The organism is Psychromonas sp. L1A2 (genome assembly GCF_009828855.1).
Taxonomy (GTDB): Bacteria; Pseudomonadota; Gammaproteobacteria; order Enterobacterales; family Psychromonadaceae; genus Psychromonas.
Genome location: NZ_WUAG01000001.1, coordinates 434982 through 456982, shown reverse-complemented (window position 1 = coordinate 456982; position 22001 = coordinate 434982). Strand labels below are relative to the sequence as shown.

Below are 22001 nucleotides of genomic sequence, written 5' to 3'. Positions count from 1 at the left end.
AGGTTTACACATGCAAAATTTAGCCCCTATTGCAATAGGTACTTACAATCGCCTTAGCCACCTCAAGTTGACTATTAGAGCGTTACAATCAAACCATCTAGCTCAACTAAGTACACTATATATTTTTTCTGATGCCGCTCAGGAAGGAGATGAGGAAGGGGTAAATAGATTAAGGGAATATTTAACAACAATAACAGGATTTAAAGAAGTCATAGCGTTTAAGCGCCTTGTAAATGATCGCGTTGCTAATAATCGAGGCGGTATTCAATATTTATTAAAAAAATATGGAAAAGTCATATTTTTAGAAGATGATAATATTACATCCGCACACTTCATAACATTTATGAATGAGAGTTTAAATTTCTACCAAGACTTCCCAAGTGTTCTTAGTATATGCGGATACACACCAGACTTTAAACTGACTGAAACTCAAAAACAACATGATGTCATCGCACTTCCTAGGCTAGTCGGTTGGGGAGTTGGTATGTGGGAGGATAAAGTTGAGTTAATACCTGAAATAACGAGTAATGATTATCAAAAAATAATTAACAATCCTTCTGCTATCGACCATATCAACCAAAACCATGGGCGAGACCTCATTAATCGTTTTAGAGCAGAGTCACTTGGACATATTGATGGTCTAGATAACAAAGCATGCTTTTTACAAACCCAAACCAATATGTTCAGTGTTCACCCTAAGCAATCACTGGTACAAAATATAGGTAATGATGGTAGTGGAGTTCACTCCAGTAAAAATAATAAGTATGACGTTCAACTCTGGCATAAAGAGGATGCTTTTATGTTCGATAAAAACATCAAATTGGAAAAAAACATTGTTTCACAGAGTGTGGAATTTTTCTCTCCCAACGAACAAGATATGTCCTCAGAGGTACTAGTTAATGTTTTTGCTCAATTGCAACATAAAGGTATTACAGCATGCTCACTTTGGGGTATCGATATACTGTCTAAATTATTTATTCAGTCTATGCCAGACTCATTAACAGTGAACTATATGCTCGATTCCTGGGCTAATGAAGGTACTATTTTTGAAGGACGCGATGTCATTACACCGCAACAGGCCTATGAAAAAGGTGAAAAGAATATTGTTATTATGTCTTATGCCTCTCGTTTTAAAATGCTAGATGCAGGAAAAAAAATATCGGAAGTTTTAGATTTCACTTATTACCAAGAGTGAGCGATTACTCTTAGTAATGAACTAAGAGAATTCTATCTGAACTTTGTATTTATCAAACACTAATAAATTCTGATTTATCGGTCGCGGTAGGAATGGTCATTACCGCCGCATAGTTCAGTCGGCCTGACATTATAACCTGTTGATATAAAGCGATAAGCTTCATTAAAATCATCTTGTTTCCTTTCGAATATGCAGGAGTCATCAGGTTGACCTCACGTCCAGCCATGATTACGAAGTGACAAAGCAAGCTGACAAAGTTCATCATCGTCAGTGAGCAACACTCCCTCTTCCATTGTCGAAATATGATGCCAAAAGAAAAAGCTAAAGGTACCAATATCGCCGAATGTACCAGTTTTTTGATTGTTTAACTCAGCATCAAGTGATTCACAATTATCTTCTAAAAAATATAACTATATTTATCTGCAAATCTTCGCAACACATCTAACGCAGTAGGGTTACCTAGAATACTGACGCCTACAATCATTTTGGTAACTTTAGTTAATGCTTTCTCTAATTGGTTAATATCGATATTTAAGTTGTTTAACTGCACATCTACAAATTTTAACTTTAAGTCATTTTGCTGTAGTGGATGGTAAGTATTCACCCAAGAAATAGCAGGCACAATGACTTCATCTCCAAGTTTTATGGGCTATCTTTTTTGTAACACAGCGTAGCGGTCGCAATTAAATTTGTGATGAACCAGAGTTCACCATTACTGCATATTTTTTATCATGATATTCAGCAAATTGTTTTTCGAATTCAGCGACGTATTTTCCCATAGAAAAAAAGCCACTTTCTATCACTTTGTTTAAAGCTGCATGTTCTTCATCTCCAAATGTTGGCGATGCTAACTCGTAAAACATAGGTTCTCCTGAATGTTATGATGTTAAATTTTCAATCAAATTGACACCATCCCATAGATGGGAAAATGCCAATGCCTGCCCCGCTGGGACTATCCGTTTCAGTGGTTGTAACGTCGTACTTTGCCAATGCTTACATTGTGATTTATCAAATCCTGACACGGTCATTGTTTGGCAATGTTCAAACAATTCAATATCACCTAAACTATTAATTTGTAAGCTTAATAACACCCAAAGACCACTATGTGACTTTATGCTATTAAGGCTGATGGATTCAATCTCCAACACCTGCAATAGATCATATTTTTTTAATAAACATTTATTTTTATCAACTTTATCTGCACTAAGTAACAATGGTAGTCGTTGTATATACAATAACTGCGCAATCAGTTCTGTTGCTTCTAAGCTCTTTTGTTGGCTTAATCGTTGATCTAATAACAACCAAAACTTATCTTGCAAGCTATGTGCCGTATTTAACCAATAAACCACTTTAGGCGATGAGCACGCTTGTTGGTGATAGGGTTTTATATCGCGTAATAAATTATCTACTGCGCTATTAATCTCCACTTCATCTTTAAGTTGTATAACAGCAACGGAATATCTATCAGGAAAACAAATATTGTCAGAATTCCCGTTTACGAGAGGAAACTGACAAATATGATCGATACTTTCGTTTCCGCCCCATATCACTCGGCTATCACAAGCACTGGATATTTTGGCAGTAATAATGTCATCACGTTGATATTGAATAACAGTTAATAGTGAGGCAATGACATGCTCTGTTTCTAATTGAGCATTAAATTGATTCAAGAGATCTAACAACGTTTGCGCTTCCGCACTGACATTATTACTTACTCTTAAAATAGTTTGATTACCGCATAAGACAGAGATGATCATGGAATAAAAAAACAAGGTATCCACATTGCCGGGCGCAATATGAAACACAGCCCCTTTTGCTTTTAATTGTGAGATTGGATACTCCGCTTTAATACTTAGCAAATGGCTTTTACGTAACCAATAACCTGCGGCAACAATACTCGGCTCAGCACGTCCATTCGTCATTAAAAACTCGCCCAATTGAATGAGTTGTGACATTAATGGCTCAGAAAATGGAGATCTCGTTATAGACGAATCAATTTGATAGGAGTGATTATTCGGAAATAAAACGTTAATTTCAAATTCTTTAAGATTGAGTATCACTACAGCCCCTTACTTCCGCTTTGGCTAAGCGGCCGTTGACTAAAAAATATTTACCATGACGACCACAAGTACAGTCATCCTCTCCTAGCATCACGCCGAGATCTTCCGTTAATAAACGGTGCCCTGGATAACTAGTGGGTAATAATGAGCTCACTTGAATAATACCTTCAATCCCATGTATTTCCGGCTTGAGCGTTTTTTTATTGAGAATAGTGACATCACTCCAAACAGGGCAATGTAAGTACCCCGACTCACATTCAACATAAATAGTGCCAGTTTGCTCTACCATGCCATAAAAATTATGTACTTGAACTGAACCTAGCGTTGTTTGAACTTGCTGTTTAAAAGCATCATTGGACACAGCTTGATCGAGTAGCTTTTTCCATCCTCCACTATGTAATAAAACAGCTTCATTGACTTGGAAACTAGTTTGCTGCAAAGCAAGTTGTTTAATAAAGTATTGCCAGACTACAAAGGTAAAACCAAAGATAAATACCTTTTGATCTTTATACTTGTCAAAAAATTGACTGACAGCGCCAATATTAATGGTCATGTCTTCATTAAGTGCATAAGTATGATCATGACCAAACAACGACATACCTTGTATACCAACGCCACGAGCAGAATAGGAGAATTTATCTTTAATTACATTAGGATGATCGATGATCAACATTGGTAGGCGTTTGCTACCCAACCAATGCTTAAGGATGGTCGCTAATATTTTTTGCTGACGTAATGTATTCTCTTTGTCTAATACGATTTGGGAAACTTGCTGTGACGTAGTGCCTGAGGAGGTAGTGATCCTAAATATATTCTCAATCGGAATGCTTTTAAGGAGATGGTGCTTAAATAATCCTACGTTTAAAGCAGGAACTTCACCTTGCTCAAAAACCTCTTTATATAATGAATCAATAATTAAACGGTAATCTTCGCTGTGAGTATAATGATGTTGTGATAGCGCCATTAATGCAGGCGTAAATACATTGGCTTTGTCTTGCGAATTTAAATCATAAGCAGGTAGCGTCATTAATTGTTCCCAATTCATTTTTGCTCCTTTTGGGAAGCATCACTCTCAAACCGTAATTGCTTAAGTCGGGGATAATTTATCTTGCCTGAACTGAGATAAGGGATCTCTTCAATCACTGTCCACTGGCTATAATTTGAATGCACGGAAAGGTGATTGTTTAATGACTGTTGGCACTTACTCAGTTGCAGTTTGTTTTGCAAGCTATTGATAAGATAACAAAAAATCATATCGTCTTCGCCCGTACAAATAACCGACTGACTTTTATCACTAAAAAATCGTTCTATTTCATCTAAATTAATACGATGCCCTAGCACTTTAATCATGCGTTTTAAACGCCCAACAATTTGATAATCACCTTCCTTATCAACAATGCCTACATCACCGGTTTTTAATACTGAAGTGTGCGCCGGTAATAATAAGTCTGCTTTTTCTTGTGCTATACCCATCATGACATTATCACCTTGATAGCACAGCTCTCCTTTACTATCAGTCTGTTCAATGACATTGCCTTGTCCATCTTCCAACCATAATTTACCTGCGATGGGTTGTCCGATCGACATCGGTTTTATTTTCGCTTTTTCAGGCGCTAATACGGTCATTCTGGCACTGGCTTCTGTTTGCCCATACATCACGTAAAATTCACAGTTTTTACTCAGGCAATAATCATTCACCAAGGTCACTTTATCTGCACTCAACTTCCCCCCTGCAACCGCCATAAAACGTAACGACTTAAACGGTAAGCGAGGCAACGATAGCTTTAATAACATCTCAAAAGTGTAAGGCACACCATATAAACATTTGATTGGATAGGCTTTGAATAGAGACCAAAAATCACGACTCATTAAAGAAGCGTCAGTCAATATTATTGTACTGCCCGCATTTAAGTGAGTGTTGAGAATAGAAAGCCCAAAACTATATTGCAAAGGTAAAGTGGTGACCGTCATATCAGAAGCGGTTAATGTGAGCGCTTTGCCGATAGCAACACAGTTACTATGAATATTCTGATAACTTAGTTTAACCAGTGTTGGGCTACCTGTACTACCAGAGGTCGTGATTAATAACGCTAAATCATCATGTAGTGCAACAGGTGTTGAATCTAATACTTGAATTTTCCCATTATTAATTAGTAAATTAACACCGTAGTGTGTTTGTAACGAGTGTAATCGTTCTTTTTCACTGTCTTTTTCTACCCACCAAATGGACTGCCCGAGTTGTAAAGCAGCAAGATAATAAACCACACTTTCAATAGAATTATTCGCCACCAGCATGATCAATAGTTTGTTATTTAATTCGCTGTGGTAACTAGACAGTTTTTGTTTAGCTTCGATGACTAAGTGCTCTAATTCTTGATAACTAACTGTTCGGACATTTTCTACTTCGTTTTCAATGAAAGCGATATGATTACCATAACACTTTGCTAATCGGCTAGTATTCCAAAAAGTTAATTCTCCTTGTTCCACTAAACTCACAAAGCTAATCCTCCATCTACAGCGATCACTTGCCCTGTAATATAACGTGCGCCATTTGATGATAAGAAAGTAACAACCGGAGCGATATCTTCCACTTCACCGATCCTTTTTAAACAGGTTTTTTCTGCTAATAATTGTTTTTCTTGCTCGTCATAATTGGCCACTAATTCGGAATTAATAAAACCCGGTGCTAATGCGTTAATACGAATGCCAATAGAGCCTAACTCTTTAGCGAGGGATTTAACTAAGCCCTCAATGCCTGCTTTAGAAGCTCCATAGACACTTTGCCCCGCACTACCTTGCGAAGCAATAATTGAACTTATTAAGGTGATCACGCCAGACTTGTTACGAAGCATTAATTTACTGGCTTGCTGACAAAATAAAATACTGCTGAGCAAGTTAGTATTGAGATCCTGCTGCATCTCACTGAGTCTGGTTAACATAAGAGTTTTTTGCGTTAAAATGCCTGCACAATGAACGAGTACATCTAATCTTTTTTTCTGCGTTGCAATCTGTTTAAACATGGCAGATATTTGTACTTCATCGGTCACGTCAGCCACTATCGCGATAATATTAATATCGGAGATATGTTGTAGCTCCAATAACAAGGCATCAAGCTTAATTGGATCTCGACCTGAAATAATTAACGTCGTTGCTTGCTTTAAATATGCAATACATACACTACGCCCTATACCGCCATAAGCACCCGTTACCAGAACAATCATTCAACATTTCCTATCGATTTATAACGACAAATCAGCGTTATATTTTTTCAAAATAAGTTTAGCTTGCACAAATGAACTCATATCAATGATGTCATCAATATCAAACATCACATCAAACTCACCTTCTAATTGTGCAATTAGAATCATATGAGCCATCGAATCCCAACGTTTATGTTGGTCATATTTCAAATCGTCATTGACTTCACTTTCAGGTATTTCTAACGCGGTTACAAAAACGTTCACCAATCTGTTTGTATCTGTCATAAAAATCTCAGTTTATTCTGCGAATATAAGTTACTTTAAAATCGTAATATTTTACTTAATTTATCTTTTGCACTTTCAAAGTCGATAATATTAAGCGTCATGGTTAATAGGCCTTGGTCATCCACAACACCCTCCTTATATCCAAGCATTTTATTGTAACGAATAGCACTTTCATTATGCTCAAACACCTGTGCCTCTAACTCTGTACAACAACCTTGTTTAAATAAGTATTCAATAAAAACAAGGGATGGGCTAAATGCTAAGACACTATTTTTATATTTACTATTTGGTTCAATATACAGACCTGGTGCAATTTTTTCTGCCTGTGACAGAGGTAAATTTTGTGGTTTTGAGTCAGTGCTAACATTATTTGGGGTTACAGACAAAGCGGAGATCATGCCGATATCCTCACCCTTGTAGCTGATCAATAAATATAAGCGATCGTTTTTACAGGCTAACGAGTCAAACCAAGCCAGTTGCTGAGTAGGCGTTATCTCCGTTTTATCTAACATTACACTCGCGATGTCAGGGTGATTACGCCAGAGACGTATTTTTTCAATTTTATCTTCTGTTACTTCAGATAATTCGATGCCATAGCCTTGTAACTTCATATCAGTAAGTCCTTGATCGCAGAGCAGATCCGTTTAACACCTTTCCCATCAATCAGGTTGATCGCGATCTCCAACAACTTCATTAATTCTGATGGCGCACTCCATAATTGAGAAAGATGCAATAAAGCATGCTCAATCCCCTGATTTTCTAATCCATTCTCAACTTTACACCAGCCAATATTTTGATGGGCTTGTGCGGATAACAATTGATTATCTGCCACAGTTAAAAAGATGCTCGGCACACCGCAAAAAGCTAATTCATAAACAATCGAACCGGGAGCACAAATAGCCAATTTACATTGAGGTAGTATTTCAGCCATATTTTGGCAGTTATGAATGTGTTGGAAGCCAAATTTCAACGCTAATAAATTCATTTTTTCAGGGGAAGAATAAGCGCCTCCCGTGATCACGATAATATCCTCAGGACTATCGATTAGCTCCAGATCCAACAGTTTAGTGACCAGTGAAAATGTTAAATTAGCAACATCACTGCCACCAAAGTTAACTAATAGTTTGTTTCGTTTTTTAAAAGTAATGACTTCTTGTTGTAAGAATTCTTGGCGGATAATGCTGTATTCCAGCCCTAATAAATGAGTTGCCTGAGGCGCACTTTTCTCATAACCAATCGAAGAAGCAAAAGGTAACGCGTTGATCACTAAGTCACAATATAGATTTTCTAACTCATTCGAGTCATCAAAGGCAATGACATGTAGATTTGAAGCATAAAGCGCTTGTCTATATTGAACATCAAATTGATAACCATCTAAAACAATCGCTGTCACTTGATGTTGTGAAGCGAATTTTTTTATAGAGTCTATTTCAAATGTTAATTCGACATCATTATCTAACATCAACAACTTTGCTTTTAAAGCTTCTAATTTTTTAATAATAAAGTCAGGCAATGATCGTGCAATAACAAAACAAGTAATATTGTCCTGTAAACTCAACACTTCGATAAGCGCCATACATCTGAATGCATGGCCTATTCCTATTTGGCCAGAGGCATCAAATCTAAATAAGAGGCTTACCTTGGTATTTGACTGAGTAGTAGTTATAAAGCTAGTCACTTTTAAGTAATTCCCAGCTTAATGCAGTCCCTAATGGTACATCTTTAACTAATTTCTGACCGAGTGCCATCTCATAATATTTAGGCGCTAAACCTAAACCGGGGCGGACAATTTTGATATTATCAACAGATAAAATATCGCCAGCTTTTAAATCCTGTGAAATATAGATTGAGCGACGATATTTTTTAGATGCTTGCTCGCTAGCACCTCCACCGTACACAATATTTCCACCCGCTAAAGCGGCTGAACGACTTTCAGTCACTAATAATGTTAACTCGTCAGGTTGCAATGAAAATGCGGCATCGACGCCACCAGCATCACGTGATAAAACAAAATGTTTTTCAATCACTGAAGCACCTAGGGCAACGCCCGCCAAAGCAACACCTATACCTAATGTATGGTCTGAAATACCCACTTCACATTTGAAAGTATCGCGTAAATGCTGAATAGTTTTCAAATTGGCTTGCGCAGCTGAGGCGGGATAAGCACTGGTGCACTTTAATAAAATAATTTGTGAACAGCCATTTTCACGCAGTGTATCAACAGCTTCAGAGATTTCTGTTAGAGAAGCCATACCTGTCGAAATAATGACTGGTTTTCCCGTCTGAGCGATACGTTTAATAAGCGGAATATCATTATTTTCAAAAGAAGCAATTTTATAACAAGGCACGTTTAATGTTTCTAAAAAATCCACCGCGCTAATATCAAAAGGCGAACTAAATGCAATGAGACCTAATTCGTTCGCTTTTTCAAATAGTGCTTGATGCCATTCCCATGGGGTATGGGCTTTTTCATATAATTTATAAAGCGAGTTACCTTTCCATATATTGTCATCATCTGCTATTTGAAAATCATCTAACTCACAATCTAAGGTCATTGTATCGGCAGTATAAGTTTGTAACTTAATTGCGTCAGCACCTGATTCAGCGGCGGCTTCTATCATTTTAAAGGCGAGTTCTAAAGATTGATTATGGTTTCCAGATAATTCTGCAATCACAAAAGGAGGCTGATCTAACCCGATTTTTCTATTTTGAATATGCACTTCATTATTTGATTTTTCTAACATTTTTTAAGTCCTTACACATAACGTCAGCATTCAGTTTTTCATTGTCAGCGATAAATGCCTGATACATATATTCAGCTCTTCGCCAATCATCTTGATCGTCAATATCTTGCACTAAATAATGTGGCAGAATAATAGGAATAGAGGTTTCAGAGAAAATGTTAAAGGATTGATTCAAAAAATCATCTGCTTTGGCAATATAAAATTGTCCTGCATCATGGTAGACATCCGGTAGATCTTGGGAGCGTTTAGGAAGTGATGATGCATCGACGGGAGTCACGTTACTGTCTGATGATTCAATCGTAAATGAACGTTGAATAGGATAATTAAATTTACACACAGTAAATGCTGAACGTTTAGTTGCATGTGCTTTTAAGCGATTAATTGCATCTACAATGTATTTTTTTTGTAAAAAGGGTGCAGTTGCATAAATGCAGCAAGCGAGGTTGATTTTATTACCGAGATTTTGCCACTCTGTAATAGCATGTTCAATCACATCGGTTGTACCCGTATGATCGTCCGCTAAATAATCTGGTCGGATAAAAGGAACTTCAGCGCCATATTGCTTTGCAATATTTGCAATCGCCTCACTATCTGTTGACACTAAAACAGCATCAAAAACGCCAGATTGCAACGCAGCTTCAATGCTATAAGCAATAATGGGCTTGCCACAAAATAACTTTATATTTTTGTTCGAAATCCGCTTACTACCACCGCGAGCTGGAATAATGGCAATATTGCTCATGATAACTCACTCTGTGCTGAGACTTCTGGTAGCGCTTTCAGTTCACTACAAAAATCTTCAACTACCTGTTCCCATGATTTCGCTAACTCTTTATAAAATACCCGCTGATTTTTAATCGCTAACGAATCTTGGTTTCGATTCATCTTTATACCTTTCGATTTACCTGGTAAAAACATCCACGTTTTCACCCCTAAACGAGAGGCGAGCATCAATGCTGCATTACTGGCAGAAATCACTAAATCTAAATTGGCAATTAACGAACCATATTGATTAAAGTCACCTGCCGCAGTACAGGTTTCAAGATGAGTAATCGGGATATGGTATTTTTCTTCAATATTTTTCACTTCTTTCTGCCACTCACCAAACTGTAGATTTACCCATTCAATACCTGGTATTTTTAGCATAGGTAGTAGTACTTCGAGTGGCATGGAATGCGCATTTCCATCATTTATACGCCCATGAAACCATGAAATACCGATGCGTAATTTGTTATTTGATAATTGGCGTCCAGTTTCCTCAATTACCTCTTTTGCAATAGTTAATGATCTCTGATTTGCAAACGAAGCGGGAGTATCACGATATAAATAAGGCAAAGAGCCAACGAGGATCTGTAGATCAAGCTCTGCACCAATCGTTTGAGCCTGATTAACATCATCGTACGAGTGTATAACGGCACTCGGAAAGTTATGCTGATAAAGCGTTTTTAAGCGATTATCGCAGACGATGTGACTTTGCTTTGCATCTGCAATCGCTTCAGCAAAACAAGCAGTGTAATGAAGATTATCACCAATCCCCTGCTCAGGATAAATAAGAATATTTTTGCCGACTAATGATTCGCCGCTCCACTTTGGTGCAAACCAATGTACTTGGTCTTTTATCTCTTGTCGTTCGAGGCGACTATGGAAACAAACCCAAGCATTTTTGAAGTCTTGAAAGTGTAATAAGATGGGGTATAAATTAAATTTAGCTTGATGGTTATTTGGCTCTAATTCGATTAACTTTAAATAAACATCTCGCGCATTCTCATAATCACCTAAATTAAAATACACTAATGCAATATCTAATAATATTTTACTATCACCCGTTTTGTTAAATAAAGACTCTAGTAAAGTAAGGGCTTCATTATGCTTGCCCTGACTGAGATAATTACAACCTAATAAATGTATCAGAGGGTATGATTCCTCTTCGCTAACTATTTTAATTACTTTTTTTAATGTAATTTCTACTTCTGAAAATCGATTTAACTTAATTAAATTAGTGGCAAGCAACTTATAAGCAGCAGAACTATTTTTTTCTTTATTAATAACTGATTTACATAAAGAGATAGACTTTAAATAATTCTCTTTTTTAGCTTCAGCACTTGCTTTATTTAACTTATTGATCGATTTTTGAGAGCCCATTATTTTCCCTTTAATTCCTATATTTTAGAATGATACTGTATCTGAATAACCCTATCATTATTTAGAGTTTCTTAATAAAAAGAACAATTTTTACTGATTTCCAGTAATAGCGACAAAGCAAATCAATAAGCCTATCAATTTTGAGACTGGGGCGACTAAATATTGTCGTTTATGTTACCTACACAAGTCATATATGTCATTTGATTTTATAAGAGGAATGTTATTAGATAGTTTAATTAAACAATAGGTTGCATGATAGATTCAGCAACCATTTTTAGTTTTTATTATATGAAGCATTAATTATTCTCGGTATATCCAGATAACGCATCTAATGCACTGGTTGAGTAACTCATAGTATTATTTAACGTTGAGATAGCGATATCCATCGCATTAAATTCTTTATATAAACGAGTTTCAAGTTTATCTGTACGGTATATTAGCGCTTCTTTTTGCTCTTCTAATGTGGTGATTTTTTTATAAAGAGAATCTATTTTTCCATCAATAGAGTCCTGACTTGAGCTAACATCACCACTAGATTCGGAAACATTAGTATCAATGATACTGTCTAATAAATCATTCATCACGGCTGTCAAACCGTCAGGATAAGTGGCATTACTTTCAGCAACTTGCTCTACTAAGTAACGAATCTATTGAATGCGCAATCCTTTACCAACTAAAGAAGAAATGAGGTATTTATTTGCTTTATTCAACTGATGTTGAGGGTTCTGAAAGGTTTGACAGTAATGCAATAATTGCGTTAATTCTGCATAAACAATAGGTAAATTAAGTATACCTATATGGCTACTAGGAATATTATCAACTTCTCCTGACAAGTTAATAAATGGCACCTTCGAAAAATCGATTGCGATTGCAGAGAGATTATTATCTTGATTACTGAGAAAATAACAGCCAAAGGCAATTATTAATCTATATATACGCTTAGATCATCAATATTAACAGTTAGATAAGATTCGCCAACAAAGTGTAAAACCGTTTGTAATATTTCTGTTTGTTGCGCTGTCATATCAACTAAATAAATCGGTGGTCTCTGCTGCATAATCAATATCCATAAAAATTAAACTAACTTGAGTGTAGAGTGTTTTTTTATATTTGCATTTAAAATCGTCAAAAATATGACAATGACTATAAAGTGGCACTTTAATTTTAGCATTTAACAAAATACTTCTAAAGTAATAGGAGAAATAACCGATAAAAAATAGTAGGCTCAAATATTGCTTAGTTATTAATATTGCTATTTATATAGCCATAAAAATGACGATGTTGAGTTATTAAATAAGCTAGAGACAAAGAATCTCAATAAGACAAAAAGCAATAACAAATAAAAGTGCATTTACAAACTGTAAAAGCATGCTGATAACAATAGATTCAATTTTTGCAAGGAAAGTACTATGCGCGGCTCGGTCCAAAAATACCAAAACTCAAACCTGAATAATATCGAACAAGCAGATCCACATACTTTAATTTCCTTAATAATGCAGCATATACAAGGAAATTTAGCAGGTGCTAAAGGTGCTATTGAGCGTAAAGATATAGAAAGTAGAAATAAGATGTTAACGAGGGTTATCGGCTTAATTGGTGAGCTACAAAACAGTTTAGACATGAAAAAAGGTGGCGACATATCCACTAATCTTTATGATCTATACGCTTATATGATACGTCAAGTTAACCAAGCAACGCGAAAAAACAGCGCAGAGCCTTTAACCGAAGTACTTAAACTCATTACAGAAATAAAATCGGGTTGGGACGGTATTCCTCTAGATGTACGTCAACAGTATAGTCGTTAATAGACAGTCGCATCGTTAAAAGATCATCGCTAACAAAGCGCGTTAGCAGAGGTAACAATGACTAATATCCAAGCTAAAATTGAAATCTTATTCGAGTTTGATAAAAAGCTAAATCAACTACTTGATGATGAAGAGCATGAACGTTTTTTGCAACAGCAAAATCTTTTTGGAGATCAAGTTAAAGACTGTTTAAATAGCTACTCAGAAGAGGACTTATTAACCGTCATTGAGTCATTGAAACGTTTGAAAGTAATGGTAAAAAAGTTACAAAATAGAGCAGACCAATACACCAAGCAACTTAAAGAAAAATCATTAACGTTGCAACGTAACAAAAAGAAGATAAAAGCTTATAAATAGCATTGTTTTACTATATTTTGAATATATTAAAAATATTAAAAATCCAATGCTAGCTTTAATATTTAATACGAGTAGAGGGATTGAATCAATATTTATTACCCCTATCAATAATTATCTTTACTCGTTTTATCAAATTCGCCAAAAAGATGATTAGTTATTATTTGTATAGCCAGGTAATGAGTCTAAGGCAGAATCTAAGTAATCCATTAACGAGTTCAAGTTAGACACCGCAATATCCATGGCATTAAACTGCGTATATAAACGTTCTTCTAAGTTATCCATTCTATAATTTAAGGTGACCTCTTGCTCTTCCAATGAGGTAATTTCTTTGTATAACGAATCTAACTTACTATCAATAGTCGACCCACTATTACTGATATCACCATCGGTTGCACTAACATTAGAGTCAATAATGCCATCTAACGTATTGTCTAATAATGAACTTATTCCTTGAGAATAAGAGACAGTCCCTCTATCACCTAAGCCGCCACCAGTAATAACGGCTTGCAGGCCTTTTGAATCCCCTATATCAGATAACAGCGACTGCCCATCACCTAATGCAACATTTCCATCAATTAACCCTTCTACATCCTCACCATTAATGCCTCCAGCAACGGATAAACCTAATGCTGAAGCAAAAAAGCTAGCGTCTTCAATTTCGGTTATTGCAACTGTTGAAGAGGAGCCGTAACTATTAGAGGTCATTGACAACATACCTGCACTTTCAAGAATGCTCGCATTGAGCCCATTCTCTACAAAATTAGTATCTGAATTAATTTTAGACTGAAGCTCAGTGGTAAACTCTTCAATGGTGTTATACGTTTTCGACGTTAATATAATATCATCAGATAAAAAGCCATCTAAACGCATTTTAAAAGTATCATTACTTGAATCTATCGTTAATGGCACAGAAAAAGAAGATGACCCCGTTAATGCACCTTGAGTCGCTAATTTAGTAACCTCGATATCGTAGGCGCCTGGTATCGTAAAGCTACTTTTACTTTCATAATCAATAAATGAATCTGATGCGCCACCTGACGCAGTAAAGAATTCGGCAAGGCTTTCCATATCAGAAGCCATCACATTACTTAATGTTTCCGAATCGATTGATAACGTTCCATCTCGATTGGTTAGCATGCCGATATCAGCAAAACTACGCACTGCACCATCAAGATGAGATATAGAAGTATTTAAAATACCACGCATTTGATTTTTAATATTACGTACCGTTGAATCGCCACTTAGTATGCCATTGCTTTCTGAGTCCGCACCATAGGCGCTCAAGGTATTCATTTGTGCGATCGTGCTATTATAGTTTTCAACAAATGCATTAATTTGCTCTTCAACGGTACTGTTATCTGGGCTAATAGTTAAAGAAACAGTGCTTCCCACTTCAGTTTTACCGCCAACATTGAGGGTCACCCCTTCGATCACGTTTGCTATATCATTGGTTGGTCGAGTAATTTCAATGCCATTCATCATGATTTTAGCATCTTGAGCGACAGTGGTTTCGTCCATATGCTTGACACTACTAGAGTAAGTCAACGAAGAAAGACCTGAGGCATCTACATTATCACCATCATCATCAGCAACGGTTATTTGTAAAGCGTTCTCTGCGCCGGTTTCTTTATTGGTTAATATTAAACGGTAATTAGTACCATCATTAATAATAGAAGCTGACACACTATAATCCCCCTCGTTAATCGCATCTCGCATTTTATCAAGCGAGTTATTAGCGGGATCAATGGTTAAGGTTTCAACCGCTTTATCAGGGTTAATTGAGAAAGAACCATCATCTTCATAAGTGCCGTAGCTAAAACTAATGGTGCCAGTGCCAATTTCAGACGTTGCTTCAGAATAAGAATTGGCAGACGAGGAAACAATACTTTGTGCTTGAGCTTGTTGTTCAACCTCAAAACTCCAGCTACCCGTTGCAGCACCGATACCGAGTGTTGCACTTATAATAGACTCATCACTACTCGTTGAACTAGTAGCAGAAAAAGTGGACGCTCGAGACAGGTCTGAATAGGAATCTTGAAAATCAGACAACGCACTGTTAATAGTACCAAAAGCTGAAATCATTTCGGTCGCTTCAGTGGCATCCGCTAATAAAGAAGCGGCAGCGGGATCTTGCTCGGCGGCAACAATGGCTGTGACAATACTATTGATATCAAGTCCAGAGCCTAAACCTGTTGATGTAATTGAAGTCATTGTTGTTCCTTAATCATTCATTGAATCTAATGTATTATTTCTTTGTGCGTTATTGATGTTATTAACTTTTTATTATTTATGCTTATAAAGCAGTTAAGTTATTAACTTGATATGAAATGCAAAAAACAAGCCACCTTACTAACTGTAAAGTCAATTTAACTTAGTTCAGTAACCTCATTAACGAATTAATATGAACGCTTAATGTAGTGGTTAATATAGCTACTAATATAGCTACTTAATATAGCGCTGTAATATCAAACCAAGGTAAAAACTAAAATCTATCGCATAAAATAACTAAGAGAAATGAAAGCTAAAACGTAATGCTAAAAGTCAAACCTTAGTATCAAATAAAATACCGGCAACATCATCCATTTTTTTACGTAATACCATTAAATCTTCTGATGGAATCTGGCGAATAACTTCATCATTTTCAGTGTCTTTAACCGTAATAACATTTTTACCTAAATCCTCATCCACCGAAAAAGATAAGTTTCGCTTCATTTCCTGTAAAAAACTATTCATCTCTTCTACTGTTTCAGATATTTCATCTGCAGTGAGCACCTTGGTTTCTTCATTATTTTCACGCTGATCAGAAGCAGCAGTCGCTTTTTCTATTTTATCTACATCATTACCTATTGTTAAAACGGAAGATGCAGCAGATTCTTTTGTCGATGATGCTGTTGATTGTATTGTAGCGTCTATTGGTTTTTCGGTGTTTACCGTTTGATTTCCCATGACAGGATTAGTGATATTGAGTTCTGACATAATCAACCTCTTTCAGTATCTCTATTAAGCAAAAAAGCCCCCTATCACTAGGGGGCTTTAAATCAATTACTTAGCTTACCCTAGTGGCTTAACCAAGTAGTGAAAGTACACTTTGTGCAGATGAGTTAGCTTGTGAAAGGATTGACGTACCCGCTTGTTGTAAGATTTGTGCTTTACTCATATTAGAGGTTTCAGCAGCAAAATCGGCATCTTGAATACGAGAGTTAGAGGCAGATAGATTTTGAGAAACATTCTCTAAGTTAGAAATCGTTGAATCTAAACGGTTTTGTATCGCACCTAAGCCTGCACGTGACGCACTGATTTGAGCTAACGCATCATCAACTTTAGTGATCGTACTTGAAGCACCAGCCATCGTTGATACGTTTGTGCCTAGTGAATCGATAACTTTACCACCCATTTCACTATCCATACCTAGTTTTTTTAAAGCTCCTGAAGTCCCCGTTCTTGCTGTTTCAGTTGCTGCATTTGATGTTATTTCCACGCCTCTTCCAGGTTCAGCAGAAAATTGGTATCCTGCTGCTGCACTTCCTGTTACAGTCACTCCAGTTTGATCTGAATATGAATTAAGATGTTCAAGCATTTTTATATCAGTCGTCGTATCTGCAGCGGCTATAGATACACCATTAATCTCTAATTTATCTGCATCTGTAATTCCAGCTGTAATTGTTGCAACACCACCAGTTACTGAATCAGCACCATTAGATATTAAAAACCCTGCACTTGCAGGCGCTGTACCACCAGTTTTAATCGGTGAATCATCTGCACTGTCTAGCGCAACATAACCACCATTTGCGCCCAAAGTTAAACCAGAGTTCGTAACAGCCCCACCTATAGTGATTGTTTCACCTGTATCGTTAGTCAATAATAATTCACCATCATCACCTTGAGAAGCTGTTACACCTTCTACATCACGATTGATAGTTTCAACAAGATTACCCATTGAAGATGTTGCACCTAAAGTAACAGCAGCACCAGTTCCAACAGTAATTTGAAGACCAGAAGTTACGCCTGTGGCGTCATGATCACCTTGAACTACGTTATATGCACTGGCTGTTACACCAGTTTCATCTGTTTTTAGATTGATAGCATCAACTAACGCAGGGGCACCTGCAGCGGAAGCCGCCCCAATATCTGTACCATTTAAAGAAAGAGCTTTATCGACAACAGCAGTCGTAGCATTAACTCGGCCACCATTTAATTCTTCTTTATTTAAACCGCCGTTCAAACCTAGGTCATTAGTGGTTACAGAATCAATTGAAAAGCTTAATGTTTGCCCTTCGTTAGCACCAATTTGTAAGGTAGTTGATCCCATAGAGCCATCTAATAATTTTTTACCATTAAACTCTGTTGTATCTGCGATACGGTCAAGCTCACTGCTTAATTGATCGACTTCTTCTTGAATTGCACTACGGTTTTCTGCAGAGTTTGTATCATTGGCAGATTGAACCGATAGTTCACGCATACGTTGCAGGATATTGGTCATTTCATCCATCGCACCCTCGGCAGTTTGCGCCATTGATATACCATCATTTGAGTTACGTACTGCTTGGTTCAAACCTGTGATTTGAGAATTCATACTAGTTGAAATCGCAAGGCCGGCTGCATCATCTTTTGCGCTGTTAATACGCAAACCAGAAGATAGACGTTCCATTGCTTCGTTAGACGCCATTTGTGTTTTGCCTAATTGACGTTGTGCATTAAGCGACATTACATTTGTGTTTACTACTGATGCCATGATGAGCTCCTTGGTTTATTTGTTACCTAACTTCTCTTAATAAAGTTAGGATTAAGTATTTGTTGGTGCATATATTCTTTATCGACCGCTTAAAAAATAACTTTAATGTTTTTCAACTATTTTTTTAAACTATGCTTTTAAACTATGTTTTTAAATTATTGTTTATTTTGCTTACTTTCTGTTGTTGATATTAATGAAGTAAAGCAACGGTTCATTTTTAAAACAGTCGATGTTCAGACTTAATAACTATATCGACCGCTAAAAAAATAGCTTTAGGGCTTTTTGGAAATAAAGTGGTATTTTTTAAAAGAAATAAAAAAGGCGTTAGATCTTTTTAAATCTAACGCCTTTTTCAAGTTCAGTGGTTTATCAAAAATAAAACACTAACTTATTGAATTTAAAAATAAACTCGGACAACGGAAACAGCAACACAACCCGGGCGGCGTGTTCCTTGGATTTCTACGGAGATCTCTTTTTCAATCTCTAAACCACGTTTGATAGGTGAAACTTTAATTAGACGACTGTGCGCACGTATCACACTACCCGTTTTAACAGGATACGGAAAACGTACTTGGTTAAGACCATAGTTAACAGTCATTTTAGCATTCGCATAAGCGGGACGGCTTGCATCAACGCTGTCAGTTAAGTAAGGCAACAAGGACAATGTTAAAAAGCCATGTGCAATGGTGGTTTTAAAAGGCGATTCTTTTTCAGCACGCTCAACATCGTTGTGTAACCATTGGTGGTCTCGAGTGACATTGGCAAACTGGTCAACACAATTCTGGCTGATCGTTAACCACTCACCTACGTGCACTTCATCACCAATTCTTGATTGAAGACATAAATAGAGTTCACGCGCTTCCGATGAAACTTGAATAGGTTTTTGAGCAACTTTAACTGAGCGACCATTTTCTAAAACTGAATATTCTTTCACCCATGACAATAAATGAGCACGTTTGTAATGCGCATTTTTAAGAAAAAGAGAGTAATAGTCACGAATAGCAGGAGACATCCACTGCTTAAAATCAAAAGCAAACTTTTGCATAAAGTCCGCTTTGTATTTAGTAATATCTAGTTTTTTCATAAAAAAAGATCTTTCCTTAACTCACTAGCATTAACTGAGTGATGCGTTAATGTCGTTTAATACTGTAACAGGATCTGCTGCTTGTGTTATAGGGCGACCAATCACTAAATAATCAGAACCACTATCGATTGCTTGTTTTGGTGTTTTAATACGACGTTGGTCTCCTGCATCTGATCCTGCAGGTCGAATACCTGGTGTAATCAATTTAAATGAGGAACCTAACAGTGCTTTAAGCTCCTCAGCCTCATGTGAAGAGCAAACTACACCATCTAAGCCTGATGACTTAGTTAATATAGCAAGACGCTTGACTTGCTCTGCAGGAGTTAGATTGATACCTAATTCCGTTAAGTCACTTTGGTCCATACTCGTTAAAACAGTGACTGCAATTAGTAAAGGTGCTTTATCACCATAGGGTTCTAAAATTGCTTTAGCGGCTTCCATCATACGTCGCCCACCACTGGCATGTACGTTAACCATCCACACACCGAGATCAGCAGCCGCTTTAACCGCTTTAGCCACTGTATTTGGAATATCATGAAATTTTAAATCTAAAAATACGTCAAATCCTTTTGCGACAACAAGCTGTACAAATTCAGGTCCAAAATGTGTAAACATTTCTTTACCGATTTTTAGGCGACATGTAGCAGGATCTAATTGCTCTATAAAAGCCAATGCTTGTTGTTTGTCATCATAATCTAATGCAATAACAACTTTAGGATCAGTTAGCTGATTCATTTTTTTTCCTATCTAAACAGTGTGTAAGCGATGTTAGGTTTTGTAAGTAATGTTGCTTTTTATAATAAATGTTACGTTTTATAGTAAATGTTACGTTTTATAATCGATATCACGTTAAAATATTTTATTCGCCGTCTAAGCCTCTGATCGGCTTAATTCTTCCCCAGCTTTTACAGGATGGGCATTGCCAAAATAATTTTTTAGTTGAATAACCGCATTTTTGACAACGATATTGTGGCCTCAATGTAATTTGTTCACTTACTAATTTATGTAAAAATACTAAACTTTCTTTTTCGTTATCAGACTGGGCTAGTTGCAAATGATAGGTCATTAAATGATTAAAGCCTTTCATAGTCGGATTACGACGTAATTCTTGTAACATAAAGTTTTGCGCTTTCTCGACACTATTAAACTCAGCAATTAATTTGGCTAATAGGATAACGGCGCTAGCTCCAGCTCCTAAATTAACAATACGTTGTAAATAGGCAATTAATTTTTGTTCCGTATTCAGTTGCTTATGTAACGCATATAAGTTTTCTAAAATGACTTCTGTGAAGTCAATATCTAACTCAGGCACTTGCTCTAAAATACTAAGTGCTTTTTCTGGTTGCTGGTTTTGTTCATAATATTCAGCCATCGCTAAACAGGCTCGAATACATTTAGGGAAAGTCACTAATGCTTTTTGATATAACTTAATGGCTTGTTTTTGTTGCTCTGGCTTTTTCATTTCACAAGCCAAACTACAGTACAAATAAGATAGCGTTCTGGGTTTCGCTTTTGATTTATCGATCTTATTCATTAATTCAGTGCAATTAATCGCTTCTTGCCAATCTTTTAACTGTTGGTAAATAAGCAATAAATTCTCTAATGCCGCTTGTTTATATTCAGGAGACTCTTTAAGTTGAATGAAAATTTCTTCACTGCGATCAAACAATCCAGATTGATAAAAGTCTTTACCCAATTGAAACATTGCTAAATCACGCTGCTCCAATGTTAGAGAAGGACGAGCAATAAGGTTTTGATGGATACGAATGGCACGGTCTACTTCACCGCTTTGACGAAATAGGTTACCTAATGCAAGGTGCGTTTCAATAGTTTCATCATCTACATCTAACAATGCAATAAAATGATCCACCGCTTTATCGGGTTGCTCATTTAATAAAAAGTTTAAACCTTGGACATAATCCCGGCTTAATTGATTGCCTTTTTTTTGCTTTTTTTGATAAACACTGCGCACACCCATATACCAACCATAAAAGGCTGCAACGGGCAGTAATAGGAAAAAAATCTCTTGCACTAAGAATTAATCTTTTTCGATGCTATCACGTAGATCATTAAGCTCTCTACGTTGCTTTACATTCAATTTTGTTAATTGACGAATTTTCATTTTCTGCGCTAGGTAAAAATAGCTAGCGAAGCATAATGCAATAGCAAATCCCACGGAAAATATAATCGCCATCAAAGTAGATAGACGTAGTTCATTTTGCGCAATAAGATAGTTTACTGTAACGAGTTGTTGGTTTTGTAATCCCAATACAATCACGATAATAAAAAATACTACTGTGATTAATATAGCTAGAAAACGTTTCATACTGATACCTACACAAGAATAAGAAGTGATGAGTGTATTATAAATCAATCAGGGAATAAATCATTGATATG

General features: G+C 36.4%; 24 protein-coding genes and 1 pseudogene. 3 read left to right on the top strand and 22 right to left on the bottom strand.

Annotated elements, in window-relative coordinates:
• Positions 1 to 10: 10 nt before the first annotated feature.
• Positions 11 to 1195 carry a hypothetical protein gene (locus GQR59_RS01975; protein WP_160060477.1) on the top strand — a complete coding sequence of 395 codons (1185 nt, stop codon included), beginning with the start codon at positions 11 to 13 and terminating at the stop codon, positions 1193 to 1195.
• Positions 1196 to 1407: 212 nt separating this feature from the next.
• On the opposite strand, the pseudogene GQR59_RS18955 reads toward GQR59_RS01975, so the two are convergent.
• The 15 genes and pseudogenes from GQR59_RS18955 to GQR59_RS18785 all read right to left on the bottom strand — a co-directional run bounded on the left by GQR59_RS18955 (position 1408) and on the right by GQR59_RS18785 (position 12683).
• Positions 1408 to 1820 (bottom strand): annotated as a pseudogene (locus GQR59_RS18955) (DegT/DnrJ/EryC1/StrS family aminotransferase).
• A 58-nt stretch (positions 1821 to 1878) separates the two neighbouring features.
• On the bottom strand, positions 1879 to 2058 hold the full coding sequence (locus GQR59_RS18790) for a DegT/DnrJ/EryC1/StrS family aminotransferase (RefSeq protein ID WP_201287998.1): 180 nt from the start codon (positions 2056 to 2058) through the stop codon (positions 1879 to 1881).
• Positions 2059 to 2073: 15 nt separating this feature from the next.
• A complete protein-coding gene (locus GQR59_RS01965) occupies positions 2074 to 3150 on the bottom strand; it encodes an acyl-CoA reductase (RefSeq protein ID WP_160060476.1) in 1077 nt (358 codons plus the stop codon).
• An 88-nt stretch (positions 3151 to 3238) separates the two neighbouring features.
• Positions 3239 to 4300, bottom strand: coding sequence for a LuxE/PaaK family acyltransferase (locus tag GQR59_RS01960; protein WP_160060475.1), 1062 nt, complete (start codon positions 4298 to 4300; stop codon positions 3239 to 3241).
• Entirely contained in the window at positions 4297 to 5751 is a 1455-nt protein-coding gene (locus GQR59_RS01955; RefSeq protein ID WP_160060474.1) for an AMP-binding protein, read from the bottom strand. The genes GQR59_RS01960 and GQR59_RS01955 overlap by 4 nt, the downstream gene beginning before the upstream one ends.
• Entirely contained in the window at positions 5748 to 6476 is a 729-nt protein-coding gene (locus tag GQR59_RS01950) for an SDR family NAD(P)-dependent oxidoreductase (RefSeq protein WP_160060473.1), read from the bottom strand. Before GQR59_RS01950 ends, GQR59_RS01955 begins: the two co-directional genes overlap by 4 nt.
• Before the next feature lie 18 nt (positions 6477 to 6494).
• Positions 6495 to 6740 (bottom strand): acyl carrier protein, encoded by a 246-nt coding sequence (locus GQR59_RS01945; RefSeq protein WP_160060472.1) that lies wholly within the window; start codon positions 6738 to 6740, stop codon positions 6495 to 6497.
• Positions 6741 to 6775: 35 nt separating this feature from the next.
• Positions 6776 to 7351 carry a hypothetical protein gene (locus GQR59_RS01940; protein WP_160060471.1) on the bottom strand — a complete coding sequence of 192 codons (576 nt, stop codon included), beginning with the start codon at positions 7349 to 7351 and terminating at the stop codon, positions 6776 to 6778.
• The gene (gene pseG / locus GQR59_RS01935) at positions 7348 to 8418 is read right to left on the bottom strand and encodes a UDP-2,4-diacetamido-2,4,6-trideoxy-beta-L-altropyranose hydrolase (protein ID WP_160060470.1); all 1071 of its coding nucleotides are present in this window, start codon (positions 8416 to 8418) and stop codon (positions 7348 to 7350) included. Before pseG ends, GQR59_RS01940 begins: the two co-directional genes overlap by 4 nt.
• Complete coding sequence (gene pseI / locus GQR59_RS01930) at positions 8411 to 9484, bottom strand: pseudaminic acid synthase (RefSeq protein WP_160060469.1); 1074 nt, start codon at positions 9482 to 9484, stop codon at positions 8411 to 8413. Before pseI ends, pseG begins: the two co-directional genes overlap by 8 nt.
• Entirely contained in the window at positions 9465 to 10226 is a 762-nt protein-coding gene (pseF, locus tag GQR59_RS01925) for a pseudaminic acid cytidylyltransferase (protein ID WP_160060468.1), read from the bottom strand. Before pseF ends, pseI begins: the two co-directional genes overlap by 20 nt.
• Entirely contained in the window at positions 10223 to 11626 is a 1404-nt protein-coding gene (locus GQR59_RS01920) for a tetratricopeptide repeat protein (RefSeq protein ID WP_160060467.1), read from the bottom strand. Before GQR59_RS01920 ends, pseF begins: the two co-directional genes overlap by 4 nt.
• Positions 11627 to 11922: 296 nt before the next feature.
• Entirely contained in the window at positions 11923 to 12219 is a 297-nt protein-coding gene (fliD, locus tag GQR59_RS01915) for a flagellar filament capping protein FliD (RefSeq protein ID WP_328600575.1), read from the bottom strand.
• A gap of 54 nt (positions 12220 to 12273) precedes the next feature.
• Positions 12274 to 12546, bottom strand: a complete 273-nt coding sequence (locus GQR59_RS01910; protein WP_268892987.1) for a hypothetical protein — start codon at positions 12544 to 12546, stop codon at positions 12274 to 12276.
• Positions 12547 to 12548: 2 nt separating this feature from the next.
• On the bottom strand, positions 12549 to 12683 hold the full coding sequence (locus GQR59_RS18785) for a hypothetical protein (RefSeq protein ID WP_160060465.1): 135 nt from the start codon (positions 12681 to 12683) through the stop codon (positions 12549 to 12551).
• A 352-nt stretch (positions 12684 to 13035) separates the two neighbouring features.
• On the opposite strand from GQR59_RS18785, the gene fliS reads away from it, so the two are divergent.
• Both fliS and GQR59_RS01895 read left to right on the top strand, forming a co-directional pair.
• The gene (gene fliS / locus GQR59_RS01900; RefSeq protein WP_160060464.1) at positions 13036 to 13431 is read left to right on the top strand and encodes a flagellar export chaperone FliS; all 396 of its coding nucleotides are present in this window, start codon (positions 13036 to 13038) and stop codon (positions 13429 to 13431) included.
• Positions 13432 to 13488: 57 nt separating this feature from the next.
• Positions 13489 to 13788: a hypothetical protein gene (locus GQR59_RS01895; protein ID WP_160060463.1), complete on the top strand. Its 300-nt coding sequence runs from the start codon at positions 13489 to 13491 to the stop codon at positions 13786 to 13788.
• A 150-nt stretch (positions 13789 to 13938) separates the two neighbouring features.
• Here the strand turns inward: GQR59_RS01895 and fliD (GQR59_RS01890) are convergent, their stop codons facing one another.
• The 7 genes from fliD (GQR59_RS01890) to GQR59_RS01860 form a co-directional block, all read right to left on the bottom strand.
• On the bottom strand, positions 13939 to 15999 hold the full coding sequence (gene fliD, locus GQR59_RS01890) for a flagellar filament capping protein FliD (protein WP_160060462.1): 2061 nt from the start codon (positions 15997 to 15999) through the stop codon (positions 13939 to 13941).
• Positions 16000 to 16329: 330 nt separating this feature from the next.
• Positions 16330 to 16764, bottom strand: a complete 435-nt coding sequence (locus GQR59_RS01885) for a flagellar protein FlaG (RefSeq protein ID WP_025563174.1) — start codon at positions 16762 to 16764, stop codon at positions 16330 to 16332.
• Positions 16765 to 16852: 88 nt separating this feature from the next.
• Positions 16853 to 18520 (bottom strand): flagellin N-terminal helical domain-containing protein, encoded by a 1668-nt coding sequence (locus GQR59_RS18885; protein ID WP_160060461.1) that lies wholly within the window; start codon positions 18518 to 18520, stop codon positions 16853 to 16855.
• Positions 18521 to 18917: 397 nt separating this feature from the next.
• Positions 18918 to 19604, bottom strand: a complete 687-nt coding sequence (locus GQR59_RS01875) for a MaoC family dehydratase (RefSeq protein WP_160060460.1) — start codon at positions 19602 to 19604, stop codon at positions 18918 to 18920.
• A gap of 30 nt (positions 19605 to 19634) precedes the next feature.
• A complete protein-coding gene (gene pyrF, locus GQR59_RS01870) occupies positions 19635 to 20339 on the bottom strand; it encodes an orotidine-5'-phosphate decarboxylase (protein WP_160060459.1) in 705 nt (234 codons plus the stop codon).
• Between the two features lie 124 nt (positions 20340 to 20463).
• Positions 20464 to 21636 carry a lipopolysaccharide assembly protein LapB gene (gene lapB / locus GQR59_RS01865; RefSeq protein ID WP_160060458.1) on the bottom strand — a complete coding sequence of 391 codons (1173 nt, stop codon included), beginning with the start codon at positions 21634 to 21636 and terminating at the stop codon, positions 20464 to 20466.
• 6 nt (positions 21637 to 21642) lie between these two features.
• Positions 21643 to 21930: a LapA family protein gene (locus tag GQR59_RS01860; protein ID WP_160060457.1), complete on the bottom strand. Its 288-nt coding sequence runs from the start codon at positions 21928 to 21930 to the stop codon at positions 21643 to 21645.
• Between the last annotated feature and the right edge of the window lie 71 nt (positions 21931 to 22001).